10 protein-coding genes are annotated in these 18,921 nt (G+C 76.4%); 8 read left to right on the forward strand and 2 right to left on the reverse strand.

What is annotated here, in order from left to right; translation table 11 throughout:
• Positions 1-248: 248 nt before the first annotated feature.
• From AH6_RS26800 to AH6_RS26835, 8 genes are read left to right on the forward strand one after another with little or no spacing between them, the layout of a single operon-like run.
• Entirely contained in the window at positions 249-7,661 is a 7,413-nt protein-coding gene (locus AH6_RS26800; RefSeq protein WP_083983491.1) for a type I polyketide synthase, read from the forward strand.
• Positions 7,658-12,109, forward strand: coding sequence for a type I polyketide synthase (locus tag AH6_RS26805; RefSeq protein WP_067485194.1), 4,452 nt, complete (start codon positions 7,658-7,660; stop codon positions 12,107-12,109). Before AH6_RS26800 ends, AH6_RS26805 begins: the two co-directional genes overlap by 4 nt.
• Positions 12,106-12,396, forward strand: coding sequence for an acyl carrier protein (locus AH6_RS26810; protein WP_067485196.1), 291 nt, complete (start codon positions 12,106-12,108; stop codon positions 12,394-12,396). The genes AH6_RS26805 and AH6_RS26810 overlap by 4 nt, the downstream gene beginning before the upstream one ends.
• A 21-nt stretch (positions 12,397-12,417) precedes the next feature.
• The gene (locus AH6_RS26815; RefSeq protein WP_067485199.1) at positions 12,418-13,134 is read left to right on the forward strand and encodes an alpha/beta fold hydrolase; all 717 of its coding nucleotides are present in this window, start codon (positions 12,418-12,420) and stop codon (positions 13,132-13,134) included.
• Positions 13,127-13,963, forward strand: coding sequence for an alpha/beta fold hydrolase (locus AH6_RS26820; RefSeq protein WP_067485202.1), 837 nt, complete (start codon positions 13,127-13,129; stop codon positions 13,961-13,963). Before AH6_RS26815 ends, AH6_RS26820 begins: the two co-directional genes overlap by 8 nt.
• Positions 13,960-15,210 (forward strand): glycosyltransferase, encoded by a 1,251-nt coding sequence (locus AH6_RS26825; RefSeq protein WP_245679481.1) that lies wholly within the window; start codon positions 13,960-13,962, stop codon positions 15,208-15,210. Before AH6_RS26820 ends, AH6_RS26825 begins: the two co-directional genes overlap by 4 nt.
• The gene (locus tag AH6_RS26830; RefSeq protein WP_218005939.1) at positions 15,207-17,051 is read left to right on the forward strand and encodes a class I SAM-dependent methyltransferase; all 1,845 of its coding nucleotides are present in this window, start codon (positions 15,207-15,209) and stop codon (positions 17,049-17,051) included. The genes AH6_RS26825 and AH6_RS26830 overlap by 4 nt, the downstream gene beginning before the upstream one ends.
• The gene (locus tag AH6_RS26835) at positions 17,048-17,986 is read left to right on the forward strand and encodes a hypothetical protein (protein WP_067485205.1); all 939 of its coding nucleotides are present in this window, start codon (positions 17,048-17,050) and stop codon (positions 17,984-17,986) included. The genes AH6_RS26830 and AH6_RS26835 overlap by 4 nt, the downstream gene beginning before the upstream one ends.
• On the opposite strand, the gene AH6_RS26840 is transcribed toward AH6_RS26835, so the two are convergent.
• Positions 17,983-18,354, reverse strand: a complete 372-nt coding sequence (locus AH6_RS26840; RefSeq protein ID WP_067485210.1) for a hypothetical protein — start codon at positions 18,352-18,354, stop codon at positions 17,983-17,985. The genes AH6_RS26835 and AH6_RS26840 overlap by 4 nt on opposite strands.
• Positions 18,355-18,406: 52 nt before the next feature.
• Complete coding sequence (locus AH6_RS26845; protein WP_067485213.1) at positions 18,407-18,763, reverse strand: DUF6191 domain-containing protein; 357 nt, start codon at positions 18,761-18,763, stop codon at positions 18,407-18,409.
• Between the last annotated feature and the right edge of the window lie 158 nt (positions 18,764-18,921).

The following is an 18,921-nucleotide window of genomic DNA, read 5'->3' on the forward strand; positions in this document are numbered from 1 at the left end:
CACTTCCCCCACACGCCCGCGCGCCGGTCAAGGAAACCCCTGGAAATCCCCCAGGGATCCTCTGGAGACCCCGCAAGACGGCCTTTCCTGGTGTGTCCGCCGGTGGTCGGAGCGTCACCGACCGTAGTGTGGCGCAGCGCCGTGGGCCCAGAACCGCGGCCAGGGTTTCGCCGGCCGGGCGCCGGCCAGGTTTCGAGCCGCGCGGATCGGCAGGGTCGGCCGCCGCGCGGGAGGTCGGGGGGCAGTGCATGGCGGCTGAGGCGGGTTCGGGCGGCGCGGGGAGCACGACCGGGCGGGCGGCGGGGCCGGGGGCGTCGCGGCGGCGCCCGCGCACCGAGATCATCGGGGTCGGGCCGTTCGGCCGCCCCGCCCCGCACCTGGCGGTCGCCGTCGCGCGCGCGGGCGGCCTCGGCGTGCTGGACCTCGGCGTCGACCGCTCCGCCGCACTCGCCGCGCTGTCGGACGTGCGCCGCTGGTGGCGCGAGGAGTTCGGCGTCCGGGTGCAGGCCGGATGCGAGGTGCGGCCCGAGGAGCTGCCCGACGCCGCGCGCACCGTCCTGGTGGACGTGGCCGCCGTCGCGGGCGGCCTGGTGGACGTCGCCGCCTACGCGCGCGGGCGTCGCCTGCTGGTGGAGGTCACCGGCCCCGAGGAGGCGGCCCAGGCCGTCGCGATGGGCGCGCGGATCGCCGCAGCGCACGGCGGCGCGGGCCTGCACGGGCTGATCGCGCGCGGCTGCGAGGCGGGCGGCCGCGTCGGCGACCTCACCACGTTCGTGCTGCTCCAGCACCTGCTGGCGGACCGCCGGATCGACGTCCCGGTGTACGCGGCCGGGGGCATCGGCCCGCACACCGCGGCCGCCGCCGTCGCGGGCGGCGCGGCGGGGGTGGTGCTGGACACCCAGCTCGCGCTGGTCCGCGAGACCGACCTGCCCGCCGACGTGTCCGCCGCGCTGGCCGCCATGGACGGCGGCGAGACCCGCGTCGTCGAGACCGGCCCGACCGCCGCCGGACCGGGCCACCGCTACCGCGTCTACACCCGCCCCGACCTGCCCGACCCCGGCCTGGCCGGGCTGGACCAGGCCCGGGTCAACGCCCGGCTCGGCGCGACCGGCCTGCACGCCCGGCCGCTGCCGGTCGGCCAGGACGGCGCGCTGGCCGCCGCGCTCGCGGGCCGCCACAAGACCGCGGGCGGCGTCGTGCAGGCCGTCCGCGCGCAGATCGAGACGAGCATCCGCGCCGCCCTGCGCGCCGAGCCGCTCGCCCCGGTGGACAACCGGCCGGGCGCGCCGATCAGCCGCGACTACCCGGTGGTGCAGGGCCCGATGACGCGGGTCAGCGACCGTTCGGCGTTCGCCGCCGCCATCGCCCAGGACGGCGGGCTGCCGTTCCTGGCGCTGGCGCTGATGAGCGGCTCGGAGGTGCGCGAGCTGCTGACCGACACCGCCGACCGGCTCGGCGACCGGCCGTGGGGCGTGGGCGTGCTGGGGTTCGCGCCGCCGGAGGTGCGCGAGGCGCAGCTCGCGGCCGTCCTGGAGGTCCGCCCGCCGTACGCGCTGATCGCCGGGGGGCGTCCCGCCCAGGCCGCGCCGCTGGAGGAGGCGGGCATCAGCACCTACCTGCACGTGCCGTCGCCGGGCCTGCTGGAGCGGTTCCTGGCCGAGGGCGCGCGCAAGTTCGTGTTCGAGGGCCTGGAGTGCGGCGGTCACGTCGGGCCGCGCGCCAGCTTCCCGCTGTGGGAGGCCCAGCTCCAGCGGCTGCTGGACTTCACCGACGCCCACCCCGAGGCCGCCGCCGAGCTGTCGGTGCTGTTCGCCGGGGGCGTGCACGACGAGCGCTCGGCCGCGATGGTCGCCGCGCTCGCCGGGCCGCTGGCCGAGCGCGGCGCGGACGTGCGGGTGCTGATGGGCACCGCCTACCTGTTCACCTACGAGGCCGTCGCGGCGGGCGCGATCCTGCCCGGCTTCCAGCGCGCCGCCGTCGAGTGCGACGGCACCACGCTGCTGGAGACCTCGCCCGGCCACGCCACGCGCTGCGCCCGCACCCCCTACGTCGAGGCGTTCGAGGAGGCCCGCCGCGAGCTGGAGCGGGCCGGGACGCCGCGCCAGGAGATGTGGCGCAGGCTGGAGGAGCTGAACCTCGGGCGGCTGCGCGTCGCCGCCAAGGGCCTGCGGCGCGGCCCCGCGCCCGAGGTCGGCCGCGCCGCGCTGGAGCCGGTCGAGGCCGACGAGCAGCGCCGCCAGGGCATGTACATGATCGGGCAGGTCGCGGCGCTGCGGTCGGCGACCACCAGCATCACCGGCCTGCACGAGCAGGTCACCACCGGCGCGACCTGCTTCCTCGCCGCCCGCGCCGCCGCCCTCGGCCTGACCGCGGGCACCGGCCCCCGCGACGGCGCGGAGCCGATGGACATCGCGATCGTCGGCATCGGCTGCGTGTTCCCCGGCTCCCGCGACGCCGACGAGTACTGGTCCACGATCGTGTCCGGTGCCGACGCCGTCACCGAGGTTCCGGCCGACCGCTGGGACCCGGCCGTCTACTACGACCCCGAATCCACTCGCGCGGGCGCGGGGGAGAAGACCCCCTCCAAGTGGGGCGGATTCCTGCCCGACGTCCCGTTCGACGCCCTCGCCTACGGCATCCCGCCCAACTCCCTGGCGGGCATCGAGCCGATGCAGTTGTTGTCTCTGGAGGTCGCCGCCCGCGCGCTGCGCGACGCCGGATACGAGGACCGCCCCTTCGACCGGTCGCGCACCTCGGTGTTCTTCGGCGCGGAGGCGGGCACCGACCTCGGCACCGCCTACAGCACCCGCGCGGTGCTGCCCCGCTACTTCGGCGAGGTGCCCGAGGGCCTGGACGCGCAGCTGCCCAAGCTGACCGAGGACTCCTTCCCCGGCGTGCTCACCAACGTCATCGCCGGGCGCATCGCCAACCGCCTGGACCTGGGCGGCGCGAACTACACCGTGGACGCCGCGTGCGCCGCCTCCCTGGCCGCGCTCGACGCCGCCTGCAAGGAACTGGCCGCGGGCACCAGCGACATGGTGCTGTGCGGCGGCGCGGACCTGCACAACGGCATCTACGACTACCTGCTGTTCTCCTCGGTGCACGCGCTGTCCCCGACGGGCCGCTGCGCCACCTTCGACTCCTCCGCCGACGGCATCGCGCTCGGCGAGGGCGTGGCGTGCGTGGTGCTCAAGCGGCTCGCCGACGCCGAACGCGACGGCGACCGCGTCTACGCCGTCGTCAAGTCGGTCGCCGGGTCCAGCGACGGCCGCTCCCTCGGCCTCACCGCGCCGCGCGTGGCCGGTCAGAAGCTGGCCCTGGAGCGCGCCTACGAGCGCGCCGGGATCTCCCCGGCCGAGGTCGGCCTCGTTGAGGCGCACGGCACCGGCACCGAGGTCGGCGACCGCACCGAGCTGACCACCCTCACCGAGACCTTCACCGCCGCCGGGGCCGCGCCCGGCAGCGTCACGCTCGGCTCGGTGAAGTCGCAGATCGGCCACACCAAGTGCGCCGCCGGGCTCGCCGGGCTGGTCAAGGCCGCCTACGCGCTGCACACCGGCGTGCTGCCGGGCACCCTGCACCTGAACGAGCCCAACGAGGCGTGGGACGAGCGGACCAGCCCCTTCGCGTTCGGCCGGGGCGCGCGCCCGTGGGCCGTCGAGCCGGGACGGCGCTACGCCGGGCTGAGCGGCTTCGGATTCGGCGGCGCGAACTTCCACGCGGTGCTCGCCGGGTACGACGGCGCGCCCGAGCCGGTGTCGGGGCTGGCCGACTGGCCCGCCGAACTGTTCCTGATCCGGGGCGCGGACCGCGCCGCCGCCCGCGCCGAGCTGGACCGCCTCGCGGCGCTGGCCGCGCAGGGCCCGCACCGGGTGCGGCTGCGTGACCTGGCCCGCACCTTCGCGGTCGCCGAAGGACCGGTGCAGGTGTCGCTGGTGGCCACCGGCCTCGACGACCTCACCGCCAAGATCGCCGACGCGCGCGAGTTCCGTACCGCGCCCGGCGTGTTCGTCCGCGACCCCGACGCCGGGACCGGCCAGGTCGCCTTCCTCTACCCGGGGCAGGGCAGCCAGCGGCCGGGGATGCTCGCCGACCTGTTCGTGGCGTTCCCGCGCCTGCAACGCCTGCTGCGCCTGGCGGGGGACCGCTACACCGCCGCGATGTTCCCGCCCGCCGGGTTCACCCGCGAGGACGGCGAGCGCCGCCGCGCCGCCCTCACCGACACCCGCGTCGCCCAGCCGACCCTCGGCGTCGCCGGGTTGGCGATGCACCGGCTGCTGACCGAACTGGGCGTGCGGCCCGACCTGGCCGCCGGGCACAGCTATGGCGAGCTGGTCGCGCTGTGCGCGGCCGGGGTGTTCGGCGAAGAGGACCTGGTCGCGCTCAGCGCCGTCCGCGCCGAGGCGATCCTGACCGCCGCCCGCTCGGGCAACGTCGCCGACCCCGGCACGATGGCGGCGGTCGCCGGATCTCTGGACGAGGTGCGCGCCGCGCTGTCGGGCATCTCCGAGGTCGTCATCGCCAACCACAACGCGCCCCGCCAAGTGGTGATCTCCGGGTCCACGGCGGGCCTGGACAACGCGCTGGCCGCCCTGCGCGAGCGCGGCATCCCGACCCAGCCGATCCCGGTGGCCTGCGCCTTCCACAGCCCGCTGGTCGCCGGGGCCGCCGCGCCGCTGCGCGCCGAGCTGGCCGCGCGCGACCTGCGCTCGCCCGCGTTCCCGGTGTGGTCCAACACCACGGCCGCGCCTTACGACACCGAGCCCGCCGAGCTGGGCGCGACGCTGGCGGGGCAGGTCGCCGCGCCGGTGCGGTTCGTCGAGCAGATCGAGGCGATGTACGCGGCGGGTGCGCGCACCTTCGTGGAGGCGGGGCCGGGCCAGGTGCTCGGCCGGCTCGTCGCGAAGATCCTCGGCGACCGCCCGCACACCGTCGTGAGCTGCGACGTTCCCGGCGAGAACGGCCTGAAGCAGTTGCTGCTGGCGCTGGCAGAGCTGGCGGCGGCGGGCGTCGGGGTGGACGCGCTGCCGCTGTTCGCGGGGCGCGACGCCCGCGTGGTGACGGGCGCGGAGCTGCGACCTGCGCCGGGCTGGATCGTCAACGGACATCTCGTTCGCACCGCTGACGGGGAGTACCTGCCCAACGGGTTGCGCCCCGCCGAGCGGATCGCGCTGCCTGTTGAGACGGCTCCGGCCGCGGCTCCGGACGTCGAGGCGCAGAATGCGCGCGCGGCGGCCGCTGAGCAGGCGGTGCTGGAGTACCTGCGCACCAGCCGGGACCTGGTCGCGGCGCAGCGGGACGTGGTGCTGGGCTTCCTCGGCGCTTCTGGGGGGGCTGCCCTGCCGCCGGTGTCCCCGCCCGTCCCCGCGCCGCGCCCGATGTTGGCGGGCGAAGTGGTGCCTCCGGCACGGAACGGCGCCGAGCCCGCCGCGCAGCCGCAGCCCGCCGTGCCCGCCCAGGCCACGGCCCCGGAGGCGCTGGGCCCCGACGGCATCCGCGCCGCCGTCCTGGCGGTGATCAGCTCCCGGACGGGCTACCCGGAGACGATGCTCGGCCCGGACCTGGACCTGGAGGCCGACCTGTCGATCGACTCCATCAAGCGCACCGAGATCATCGGTGAGCTGGCGGAGCGGGTGGGCTTGGCCGCCGCCGGAAGCCGCCTGGACGAGTCGGCGGTGGAGCAACTGGCCCGCGTGAAGACCATCGGCGGGATCGTGACCTGGATCGGCGAACGCGTCGGCACGCCGTCCGCTGGGGAAGCGCCCGCCGGGGCAGCGCCCGGATCGGCACCCGTCGAAGCGCCTGCTGGGGGAGCGCCCGCCGAAGCCGCGCCCGCCGCAGGAACGTCTGAAGCGACGCCCGACGAGGCGCGCGCCGAGGTAGCGCCTGCCGGGGCAGCGCCCTCTGAAGCAGCGCCTGGAGCGGGGTCCGCCGGGATAGCGCCCGCCGAAGCGCCATCTGCCGAAGCACCTGCTGGGGGTGCGCCCAGTGGGGTAGTGCCCGCCGCAGCATCGTCCGCTGGGAGAGGGGCTGCGCCTGGACGGCATGCTGCGCGGGATGCGGTGACCGAGCCGCTCGCCCTGCCCGCCATCCTGCCCACTCTCCTGACCACGGCCCAGGCCGCCGGGGCGGCTGACGCTCCTGCTGGCACGCCCATTGGTGCGCCTGCTGACACGCTGGCTGCACCCGCCGCACCCGCCGCACCCGCCGCTGCGCCCGCCGCCCCGGTGGGCGACGAGCCTGCCGTTGTCGCGCCTCGGCGGCAGGTCGTCCGTGTCACCGATCTGCCCGCACTGCCCGCCGTCGAGCTTCGCCCCGACGCCTTCGCCGGGCGTCGCTTCGTCATCGTGGACGACGGCTGCGGCGTCGCCCTGGAGCTGGCCGCTCTCCTAGAGCAGCAAGGCGCGCAGGTCCGTGCCCCGCTGGAGCCCGACGGCCCCTGCGACGGCCTCATCCACCTCGCCGCCCTCCGGCCCGGCGGCGGCCCCGTCCTCCCCACGGCCTACGCGGGCGTCCGTGACGCGCTGGCGGGCGGGCTGCGCTGGCTGCTGCTGGCCACCGGCTCCGGCGGCACCTTCGGCCACGACTACGACGGCGGCGTCGGCGACCCCACCCCCGGCGCGGGCCTGCGCGGCCTCGCCCGCACCATCGCCCGGGAGTACCCCGAGACGCTGGTGCGCGCCGTGGACGTGGACGTCAAGGAGAGCCCGCGCATCCTCGCCCTGCGCCTGCTGGCCGAACTCACGGCCGACGGCCCCGTCGAGGTCGGCTACGAGGGCGAGCTACGCCGCACCCTGGAGGTCGTGCCCGCCCCGCCCCTCGCTCCCGGCGCGAACCTCGGCCTGGACGCCACCGGCGTGGTGCTGCTGACCGGCGGCGCGCGCGGCATCACCGCCCGCGTCGCCCGCGAGCTGGCCCGCACCACCGGCTGCCACATCGAGCTGCTGGGCCGCACGCCCGAACCCGCCGCCGAAGATCCCACGCTGGCCGAAGCCGCCGACGAGGCCGCGCTACGCCGCGCCCTGATCGCCCAAGGCGGCCGAACGCCCGCCGAGATCGAGGGCGTCGTCCGGCGCGTGCTGGCCGAACGCGAGGTCCGCGCCACCCTGGCCGGGCTGTCCGGCACCGCCGCCTCGGTCCGCTACCACGCGGCGGACGTGCGCGACCCGCACGCCGTGCGCGCCGTCGTCGAGGACGTCTACGCCCGGCACGGCCGCCTGGACGGCGTCGTGCACGGCGCGGGCCTGCTGGAGGACCGGCTGATCCGCGACAAGGTGCCCGACTCCTTCGACCGCGTCTACCGCACCAAGGTGGACGGCGCGTGCGCGCTGGCCGGAGCCGTCCGCCCCGACACCTCGTTCTTCGTGGTGTTCGGCAGCGTGTCGGGCGTCCACGGCAACCGGGGCCAGGCCGACTACGCCGCCGCCAACGACGCCTGCGACACCCTCGCCCGCGTCTGGCGCACCACGCTGCGCGGCCGCGTCCTGGTCGCCGACTGGGGTCCGTGGGCCGGGGGCGGCATGGTCTCGCCGGGCCTGGCCCGCGAGTACGCCCGGCGCGGCGTCGCGCTGATCGACCCGGACGCCGCCGTCGCCGCCCTACTGGACGAGATCGCCACCGGCGACCAGGTGCAGGTCGTGTTCGCCGGGGCCGCCGAGTGAGCGTCGGCGCACCGGTCGCCATCGTCGGCGTCGGGGCGGTCTTCCCCGGCGCGGGCACGGCGGCGGAACTGTGGCGCAACATCCGGGCCGGGGTGGACGCCATCACCGAGGTGCCCGCCGACCGGTGGGACCCCGCGCTGTACTACGACCCGCAGGCGTACGGCCGGCCGCCCGAGAGCGACCGCTTCTACTGCCGTCGCGGCGGCTTCGTGGACGGCCTGGCGACCTTCGACCCGGCGCGGTTCGGCATCATGCCCGCCGCCGTCGCGGGCATGGAGCCCGACCAGCTCCTCGCGCTGCGCACCGCCGCCGAGGCCATCGCCGACGCGGGCGGCCCCGACCGGCTGCCCGACCGGTCCCGGATCGGCGTGGTGATCGGCCGGGGCGGCTACATCACCCCGGGCGTGGCGCGCTTCGACCAGCGGGTGCGCACCTCCCACCAGCTCGCGGCGGTCCTCGGCGAGCTGCTGCCCGACCTCGGCGCCGACCGCGTCGAGGAGGTCCGCCGCGCGTTCTGCGACCGGCTCGGCCCCGACGGCCCGGACGCGTCGGTCGGGCTGGTGCCGAACTTCGCCGCCTCCCGCATCGCCAACCGCTTCGACCTGCGCGGCCCCGCCTACACGCTGGACGCGGCGTGCGCGTCGTCGCTGCTGGCGGTCGAGCACGCGGTGCGGATGTTGCGCTCCGGGCAGTGCGACGCGATGCTCGCCGGAGCCGTGCACCACGCCCACCACGCGACGGTCTGGAGCGTGTTCAGCCAGCTCAGGGCGCTGAGCCCGAGCGAGCGCATCCGGCCGTTCGACGCCGCCGCCGACGGCACGCTCCTGGCGGAGGGCACCGGCGTGGTGCTGCTCAAGCGCCTCGCCGACGCCGAACGCGACGGCGACCGCGTCTACGCGGTGGTCCGCGGCGTCGGCTCCTCCAGCGACGGCCGCGCCGCCAGCATCATGAGCCCGCTGGTGGACGGCCAGGTCCTCGCCGTCGAGCGCGCCTGGGCCGACGCCGGGCTGGACCCCTCGGCCGCCGACGCCGTCGGGCTGGTGGAGGCGCACGGCACCGCGACCCCGGCCGGGGACGAGGCGGAGCTCGCCACGCTGCGCCGGGTGTTCGGCACCGCCGGGCCGCCGCTGCCGCTGGGCAGCGTCAAGTCGATGATCGGGCACGCGATGCCCGCCGCCGGGATCGCCGGGCTGATCAAGGCCGCGTGCGCGCTGCGCGACGGCGTCCTGCCGCCGACCCTGCACGTCGCCGAGCCGCACGCGGCGCTCGCGGGGACCCGTCTGCAACCGGTCGGCGCGCTGGCCGACTGGGAGCGCCCCGCCGGAGCCCCCCGCCGCGCGGTGGTGAACGCCTTCGGCTTCGGCGGCGCGAACGCCCACGTCATCCTCGAAGAGGCGCCCGCCGCCACCATGATCCCGGCCGGAGCGCCCGCCCTGGAACGCGTCGCCGGAGACGAGCCGGTGTTGCGCCTGACCGCCGACGACGAGCACGCCTTGGCCCGCCTGCTGGCCGCCCCCGACGCCGACCTGCTGGCGCGGGCCGGCGTAGAGCCCCCCGACCTGCCCTGTCGCCTCGCCATCGTCGGCCCCACGCCCCGCAAGCTGGACCTCGCCCGCGCCGTCGTGCGGCGCGGCACCCCGTGGCGTGGCCGTAGCGACATCTGGTTCACGCCCCGGCCGCTGCTGGCGACCGGCGGGCGGCTGGCCTTCCTGTTCCCCGGCTTCGAGCCCGCGTTCGCGCCGCGCGCCGACGACGTCGCCGACCACTTCGGCATGCCCCGGCCCGCGCTGACCGGCCGCACCGACCTGCTCGGTCACGCCGCCGACGTGATGGCCGTCGGCCGCCTGCTGGCCGGTGCGCTCGACGCGCTGGGCGTGCGGCCCGACCTGGTCGCCGGGCACAGCCTCGGCGAGTGGACCGCGATGATCGTGGCGGGCGTGTACCCGGGCGACGCCGTCGCGTCGTTCATGGCGGCGGCCGAGCACGAGACCCTGGACGTGCCCGACGTCGCCTACGCCGCGCTGGGCTGCGGAGCGCACCGCGCCATGGAAGCGGTCGCTGAGACGCCGGACGTGGTGGTCTCGCACGACAACTGCCCGCACCAGTCGGTGGTCTGCGGGCCACCCCGGCAGGTCCGCGAGATCCTGGCGCGGCTGGCCGGGGAGGGCGTGCTGGGCCAGGAGTTGCCGTTCCGGTCGGGGTTCCACACCCCCATGGCCGAGGCGTACCTGGGGCCGGTGCACCGCTCGTTCGAGGCGCTGCCGATCCGCGCGCCGCGCGTGCCGCTGTGGTCGGCGACGACCGTCGCGCCGTTCCCCGCCGAACCCGCGCGCGTGCGCGAGCTGGTGGTGCGGCACCTGCTGGAGCCGGTGCGGTTCAGCGAGCTGACCGAGGAACTGTACGCGGCGGGCGTGCGCGCGTTCGTGCAGGTAGGGCCGGGCAGCCTCACCGGGTTCGTCGGCGACCGGCTCGGCGACCGCGACCACCTGGCGATGGCCGTCAACGTGCCCAAACGCACCGGCATGGAGCAGCTGCGGCGCGTCGTGGCAGCGCTGTGGGCAGAGGGCTACGGATCGTCGGCGCGGCCCGTCCCGGCGGCCGGGCATTCGGTGCGGCTCGACCTCGGCACGCCGCTGGTCCGGCTGGACGGCGCGGTGCCGCCGCTGCGCCCGCCGTCCGGCGTTGCCGAGCGTCCGGCCCTGCCCGCCGACCCGGTGTCGGCGGAGCTGGACGCGCTGCTGCGCGACGCCGCCGACAGCGCCCAGACCGTCCTGGACACGATGCGGCACGGCGTGCGGGCCCCCGCCGCGCCGCCCGCGCCCGCACCCCCCGCCGCAGTGCCCGCCGCCGTGCCCCAGGAGACCGAGCGGACCACCACCCGCACCTTCTCGCTGGAGGCCATGCCCTACGTCGCCGACCACTGCCTGATCCCGCAGCGGGCGGGCTGGCCGGACGTCTCCGACCGCTTCCCCGTCGTGCCGCTGACCACCCTGCTGGAGGTCATGGCCGACGCGGCGCGCGAGCTGCTCCCCGGCCTGACGGTGGTCGGGTTCGAGCGTGTCCAGGCGCTGCGCTGGGTGATCGCCGAACCCGCCACCACCACCGAGGTGCGCGCCCGCCTGGACGAGCCCGGCGGGCCGGTGCCGGGCGAGCCGCGCCGCGTCAAGGTCGTCATCGAGGGCCACACCGACGGCACCGTGCTGCTGGCCGCCCACCACCCGATCCCGCCCGCGCCCGACCGCGCGCCGCTGACCGTCGAGCGGCCGCCCGTCGTCACCGGCGAGCGCTTCTACACCGAGCGCTGGATGTTCCACGGCCCCCTGTACCGGGGCGTCACCGGCATCTCCGCGCTCGCGGGCGACGGGCTGCGCGCCGAGCTGGCGTCCCTGCCCACGCCCGGCGCGCTCATGGACAGCGCCGGGCAGCTCTGCGGCCACTGGATCCAGGTCTACGGCGACAAGGACCAGACCGTCTTCCCGATCGGCATCGAGCGCGTCACCTGGTACGCGCCGCCGCCGCCCGTCGGGGCGCGCCTGGAGGCGACCGTCCGGAACCGTGCCGTCACCGGCGCGTCCGTCAAGTGCGACCTGGAGATGGTCGGCGCGGACGGCCGGCTGTGGGGCCGCATCGAGGGCTGGACCACCCACCGCTTCTACACCGACGAGCCGCTGTGGCGGATGCGCTTCACCCCCGAGGTGTCGGGCGTCGGCGAGCCGCAGCCCGGCGGGTGGACGCTGGCCCGCAAGCGCTGGGACGGCGCGTCCTCCCGCGACCTGCTGATGCGCCAGTACCTGAACGCCGCCGAACGCACCGCGTACCAGGGCCTCGCGCCCCGCGCGCAGGGGCCGTGGCTGCTGGGCCGGATCGCGGTCAAGGACGCGGTGCGGCACTGGTTGTGGGACCGGGGCCACGGCCCGCTGTTCCCGGCCGAGCTGACCGTGAGCAACGACGCGGCCGGGCGGCCCGAGGTGACCGGGCCGTTCAAGGAGCCGGTGGCGGTGTCGATCGCGCACACCCCGGAGCTGGGCGTGGCGCTGGTCCGCCCCGCCGGGTGGGCCGCCGGGATCGACGCCGAGACCGTCGCCGAGCACGGCCGGGGCTTCGAGGAGGTCGCGCTGACCGACGGCGAGCGCGACCTGCTGGCCCGGCTGCCCGGCGACCGCGCCACCGCGCTGACCCGGCTGTGGACGGCCAAGGAGGCCGTCGCCAAGGCCGCCGGGACCGGGCTGCGCGGGCGGCCCCGCGACTTCGTCGTCACCGCCGCCGACGCCGACCGGCTGCTGGTCGCGGCCGGGGGCGCGGTGACGGTCGTGCGGTCGCGACTGCTGGACGGCCACGTGGTGACCTGGACCGACGCCGCGCCGGACGCCCGCCCTGACGACGACGACACCGATGACAGCGACGCCGGCGGCGACGCCGGCGAGGACACGGGGGAGAAGAGGACATGACGCAGTCGAGCGACGTGCTGGGCGAGGTCGTCGGGATGCTGGTCGAGGTGGTCGGCGAGGACTTCCTGCTGGACACCGAGATCGGCCCCGACACGACCTTCAACGACGAGCTGGCGCTGGAGAGCATCGAGTTCGTCGCGCTGGCCGAGAAGCTCCAGGACCGCTACGGCGGCCGGGTGGACTTCGCCGCCTTCATCGCGGGCCTGGGCCTGGACGAGATCATGAACATGACGGTCGGCGACCTGGTCCGGCACATCGAGGCGCGCCTCCAGCCCGCGGCCGTCTGAGCCGGGATCGGAGACCCGACCATGGCCTACGTGTGCGCGCGCGGCGTCCGCTTCAACGTGGTGGACCTCCCCGGCGCGCCCGCCGCCCGGCGGCGCGAGCCGGTGGTGATGCTGCACGGGCTGTTCACCGGCAGCGCGGCGTCCTGGTTCTTCACCGTCGCGCCCGCGCTGGCCCGCACCCGCCCGGTGCGGCTGATCGACTGGCGCGGGCACGGGATGAGCGAGCGCACCCCGACCGGCTACGGCACCGCGACCATGGTCGCCGACCTCGCCGAACTGACCGCCGACCTGCCGCCGTTCGCGGTGGTGGGCCACAGCTACGGCGCGACGGTCGGCCTGCGCTTCGCCCGCGCCCACCCGGGCCGGACGACCCGGCTGGCGTTGGTCGACCCGCCGTTCATACGGCTCGACCAGGCAGCCGACGACCTGCTGCCCGCCGACGGCCTTTCCGCCCGCGCCGGGCGGCGCGCGGCCGCGCTGGCCGCCGAGACCAGCGTGCTGGCCGACCTCGCCGCCGAACCCCCGGTCACCGCCGCCGAGCTGCGCGCGCTGGCCGGGCTGCCCGTCCTGGCGGTGACCGGCGACGGCTCGCCGTTCCGCGCCGCGGGCGAGCTGGTGGGCCGGGCGCTGCCGGGCGCGCGCCGGCACGTCCTGGCGGGCGGCCACGACCTGCACGTCACCGCGCGCGCCCGGCTGACGCCCCTGTTGAACAGCTTCCTGGAGGACGCACATGCCTGAGGTGACCGCACGCGGGGTGCGGTTCCACGTCCAGACGATGGAACCGTCCGGGACCGGCTTCCCGGACCCGCCCGTGGTGGTGTTCGTCCACGGCCTGGTCCTGGACAACCTGTCCAGCTTCTACTACACCCTGGCCGGGCCGGTCGCCGCCGCCGGGGCCCGCGCGGTGCTGTACGACCTGCGCGGCCACGGCCGCAGCGAGCGCACCGCCACCGGCTACGGCGCGGCCGACGCCGTCGCCGACCTGTTCGCGCTGCTGGACGGGCTCGGCCACTCCGGCCGGGTGTTCCTGGTCGCCAACAGCTTCGGCGGCGTGGTCGCGCTGAACGCCGCGCTGGCCCGCCCCGACCGCGTCGCGGGCCTGGTGCTGGTGGAGGCGTACGGCCCCGCCGAGCAGGCCGGGGAGTGGACCGAGGACATGCTCAACACCCTCGGCAAGTCCGCGCTCGCGCTGGAGTACGAGCGGCTGGCCGACCAGCTGCTGGAGATCGGCTGGCGGCAGCGCGGCCGCCAGGCCGCCACCGCCGACGCCCTGATCAACGGCACCAGCCTGCTGGACGACCTGGCCGCGGTGGAGCCGGTGCGGCCCGCCGACCTGGCCGCGGTGGCGTGCCCGGTGCTGGCGGTGTACGGGGAGCACTCCGACGTCGCGGAGGCCGGGCGCCTGCTGCTGCGATCGGTCCCCGACTGCACCCTGCACGTCATGGCGGGCCACGCGCACACCGTGCTGCGCGAGGGCACCGCGGAGCTGCTGGAGGTCGTGCTGCCATGGCTGTCCCACCACACGGGCACGAAGGTCCCCGTCGCGGCTGCGGGAGGTGCGCTGTGAGCCGGGGCCGCCGCGTCCAGGTGCCGTCGCTGCTCGGCGCCATGCCCAGCGCGTTCACGCAGGAGCCGGTCCGCCGCGCCGACAGCGGCCGCCGCCGCTTCCTGTTCGCGGTGCCGCCGCTGGCCGGGCACGTCAACCCGACCGTCGCGGTCGCCGCCGAGCTGACCCGGCGCGGCCACCGGGTCGCCTGGGTCGGGCACCCGCCCTCGCTGGAGGGCCTGCTGAAGCCCGGCTCCAAGGTGTACCCCGCCGAGGACCCCGAGTTCACCGCCGGGCTGGAGCAGGCGCGCCGGGACTGGTTGTCGCTGCGCGGCCCGGCGGCGCTGAAGTTCCTGTGGGAGGAGTTCATCGTCCCGCTCGGGCACGCGATGATGCCCGGCGTCGAGGACGCCGTCGAGCGGTTCCGGCCCGACGTGATCGTCTCCGACCAGCAGGTGCTGGCCGGGCCGGTCGCCGCCCGCCTGCACGACATCCCGTGGGCGACCTCGGCCACCACCTCGGCCGAGTTCACCCGGCCGCTGGCGGGCATGCCGCTGGTGGAGGAGTGGGTGCGCGAGCAGATCGGCGACTTCCAGCTCGACTACGACATCGACGACCTGCTGGACCTGCGCTTCTCCGACCACCTGGTGCTGATCTTCTCCACCGGGGCGCTGATCGGCGACACCTCCTTCTTCCCCGACCACTTCGCGTTCGTCGGCCCGGCGCTCGGCCGCCCGCCCGGCAGCGACTTCCCGTGGGAGTGGCTGGAGGAGGACAAGCCCGCGGTGCTGGTGTCGCTCGGCACCGTCAACGGCGAGGCCGGGCGGCGCTTCTTCCAGATCGCCGCCGAGGCCGTGCGGGACATGGACGTGCAGGCGGTGTTCGTCACCCCGCCCGGCACGCTGCCCGACCCGCCGCCCAACCTGCTGGTGCGCGGGCACGTCCCGCAACTGGAGCTGCTGCCGCGCATGTCGGCGGTGATCACCCACGGCGGGCACAACACCGTCTGCGAGTCGCTGGCGCACGGGCTGCCGCTGGTGGTCGCGCCGATCCGCGACGACCAGCCGGTCATCGCGCGGCAGGTCACGGCCGCCGGGGCGGGCCTGGCGGTGCGGTTCGCGCGCGTGCGCGAGCAGGAGTTGCAGGACGCGCTGGGCGAGGTCCTGACCGACGACCGCTACCGCCAGGCGGCCTGCCGGGTGCGCGAGTCGTTCGAGAACGCGGGCGGGGCCGTGGAGGCCGCCGACCGCCTGGAGAAAATGACGTGACCGTGCTGTCCCTGCTGGTCACCGCCGCGGTGCTGGGCGGCGCGGTGCGGCTGCGCCGCCGCCTGGCCAGGCTGTACCGCCCCGTGCCCGGCCGCAGGGCCGCCCGCGTGCCCGCGCACGGGGCGGCCCCCTCCGGCGGCGAGGACGTCGCGCACGGCCTGGTCGCGGTCGAGGGCGCGGTGGTGTCGGGCCAGATCCGGCGCGCCGCGCAGGCGTGCGCGCGCGACGGCGGCTTCCAGGTGCTCGACCTCGTCCCGGCCGACCTGCCGGTGGAACGCGCGCTGGACCTCGCCCGGAGCGTGGACCCGGCCCGCTACCGGACCGATCCGCTGGCGCTCGGCCGGGGCGCGGGCTTCGCCACGTTCGCCTCCGAGGACGTGCTGCGGCGCGTCGGCGTCCGGCCCGGGACGCTGGACGTCGGCGCGTTCGGCGAGCTGACGGCGCGGCTGCGGCAGTACGCGCGCACCGCCGACCTCGTCGTGGTGCCCTGCCGCACCACGCCGCGCGTCCCCGCCTGCCGGGGCCGCCGCGCGTGGTTGCGCGGGCTGGGCGTGCCGGTGCCGCTGGTGATCGCCCGGTCGGCGCTGGGCTGGCTGGCGGTCGTCGCGGTGCTGCTCGCCGACCCGCGCTGGGGACCAGTGGCGGCGCTGGCGTACTGCGCCGTCCCGTATGTGGTGTTCGCCGGGACGCCGCTGTCGCCGCGCGACCTGCACCGGGTGGCGCTGCTGCGGCTGGTCGTCACGCCGTGGAGCTGGTGGCGGACGCTCACCGACCCGCCGTCGGCGTGGGAGGGACGGCACGCCCGCCGCGAGGAGCGGGCGCGCGAGCACTACCGCGACGAGTACGTGCAGGGCGTGCGGCGCTTCCTGGAGCCGCGCCGCCCGGACTGCCCCTGGTGCGGGTCGCGCTCGCTGATCGAGCACGTGACCAGCGGCGACGTCCTCCAGCGCAAGCCCGGCACGTTCATCCTGGAACGTTGCCGCGACTGCGGGCACATCTTCCAGAACCCGCGCCTGACCAGCGAGGGGCTCGACTTCTACTACCGCGACGCCTGCGACGGGCTGGGATCCGCGTTCAGCGAGCGCGTGTTCGCCCGGCAAGGCGGCTCCTACCGGGCCCGCGCCGAGCTGGTCGCCGCGCACGCCGAGCCCCGCGCCTGGCTGGACGTCGGCACCGGCCACGGCCACTTCTGCCGCGCCGCCCGCGCCGTGCTGCCCGACACCGCCTTCGACGGCCTGGACATGGGCGCCGGGGTGCGGGAGGCGGAGCGGCGCGGCTGGCTGCGGAACGCCTACCAGGGCCAGTTCCCCGACCTGCTGGACCGGCTCACCGACCGCTACGACGTCGTGAGCATGCACCACTACCTGGAGCACACCCGCGACCCGCAGGCCGAGCTGGACGCGGCCGTCAAGCTGCTCGAACCGGGCGGCCACCTGCTGATCGAGCTGCCCGACCCCGAAAGCCGCCTGAGCCGGCTGCTGGGCCGCCACTGGGTGGGCTGGCTCCAGCCCCAGCACCTGAACATGATGCCGATCGGCAACCTGGAAGGGGCGCTGGCGGCGCGCGGGATGCAGGTCGTGGCGCGCGAGCGCCGCGCCGCCCACCAGCGGCACGACCTCGTCTGCGCGGCGCTGCTCGCGATCACCGCGTTCGGCCCGCGCCCGGACCGGCCCTGGGCCCCGCACGCGGCGACCGCCGCAGACAGGGCGCGGCGGGCGCTGGCGCTGACAGTGGGCGCGCCGTTCATAGCGGCGGCCCTGCTGCTGGACCGATGGCTGGTGCCGCTTGTCCCGGGCACCTCCAACGCCTACCGGGTGCTGGCACGGAAGGACGAGGGATGACCGGCGGGATCGCGGGCGCGCCCGCCGCCGACCCGGAGATGCGGATCACCGCCCACGTCTTCGAGCGGGCGCACGGCGCGCCGTGCACGACGCTGCGCCGCGCGCACGGCGCCCTGACGCTGCTGGCGGGGCCGGGGACGGCGCTGGCGGTGGCGCTGCCGTGGGGCACGATCGTCGCGGCGGGTCCCGGCGAGGACGGGACGGCCGGGCTGTACTCGATGAACCGGCACGCCGACGCGTTCTCGATGGACCAGGAACGGCTGGCGGCGGCGCTGGCCGCCGGGACGATGCCGCCATGGGCCGTCCCCGCCGTGAGGGCGCTGCTGGCGCACGCCGACCCCATGCCCGGGGCGCGGCTGGTGGTCAACCGGGAGCTGCCGGTGGAGACGGGGCTGCTGAGCGGGGCGGAGACGGCATGCGCGGCGACCGCGACGCTGGGCGACCTGTACGGGGCCGCGCGGGCGGCGACGTCCTACGAGACCGAACGGGACCCGTCGCATCTGGCGTCCCTGCACGCACGCGACGGCCACGCGGCGCTGGTCACGGACGGGACGGTGCGGCACCTGCCCTGCGACCTGCTCACGGCGGGCCTGCGCCTGCTGATCATGGACGTGGGCCTGGGCGGGGAGAACGCCACCCCCGCGATCTCGGCCGACCTCGTGGAACAGGCCGCCGGAGTGCTCCAGACAGGCGACCTGGACGCGCTAGGCCCGCTGCTCACCCAGAGCCACATACGCGGCGAACCACTGCTGGACGAGGCGCTGGACATCGCCCGCTCGGCGGGCGCGCTGGGCGGCCTGGCGCTGGGCCGGTGCGGGCTGGCGCTGGTGCCGGTGGCGGCGGTGCCGGACGTGCGGACGCGGGTCGTCGGGCGGCTGGCGGGCCGGGCGCGGCGGCGTCCGCGCTTCCTGACCGTCGTCCCGTCTGGCGTCTAGGGCCTGTTCGCGGGACGGTCCTGGCCGCGCAGCGCGGTGTCGACCAGGTCGATGGACTCCAGCAGGGCGACCAGCCGGGCGCCCTCCTGGCGGTAGGTCTCCAGCACGGCGTCGATGCCGTGCGGGGGGACCAGGCCGCCCAGCTCGACGCGGGCCGAGCGGAAACCCTCCCGGGCCGCCTCCACGGCCGCGTTCACGTGGTGGCGCGCCATCCGCGCCAGGGCGATGGGGTAGCGGCGCAGCACGCCGTAGCGCCGGTACTCGGGCGGGACCAGCTCCAGGAGCCAGGCCAGCGCGGTGTCCTCGAAGTGCTCGGCGCCCGGCGGGTGCACCTGGGCGGGCCAGCCGGGCGGGACGTAGGTGCTCACCCGTCCACGATAACCGGAACGTCGAACATCTGTTCGACCGGAGTCGTCCGGGTCACGCCGGGCCGTTCTGCTCCCGCCGGATGCGGATCTTGCCGCTGGTCAGGTCGTCGCGCACGCCGCCCCGGTCGCCGGCCTGCTGGAGGTCGTCGTGCTTGCGCAGCTTCTGCTGCTCCTGCTCCTCGACCTTGACCTTCTTGGAGCCCTCGAACGCCGAGGCGAGGTCCTCGAACATGCCGCCGCCGAACCCGGCGCCGGTCTCCCCGTCACCGCGGATCGCGCCCATCAGCGACGTGCGGCCGGTGCCTTCCTGGGGCCACTCCACGACCTCCTGCTCGGCCTGCCGCTGCGGGCGGACCGGGCTCTTGCTCTTGGGCTTGAGGCGCCTGCGGCGGCGAAAGGGTGACTTCACGTGATCTCTTCCGACGGACATCGACCCCGGCCGGAACGGCGATGTCCCGCCGGGCCGAGGAACCTACACACACTCCAACGCGGAGGGTACTCCCGATTGATCCCGCCCGAGCGGACCGGACCCGGCCCGCCCCCCGCACCGCTGGGATGCCCCGTTCC

This window comes from Actinomadura hibisca NBRC 15177, assembly GCF_001552635.1.
GTDB lineage: Bacteria > Actinomycetota > Actinomycetes > Streptosporangiales > Streptosporangiaceae > Spirillospora > Spirillospora hibisca.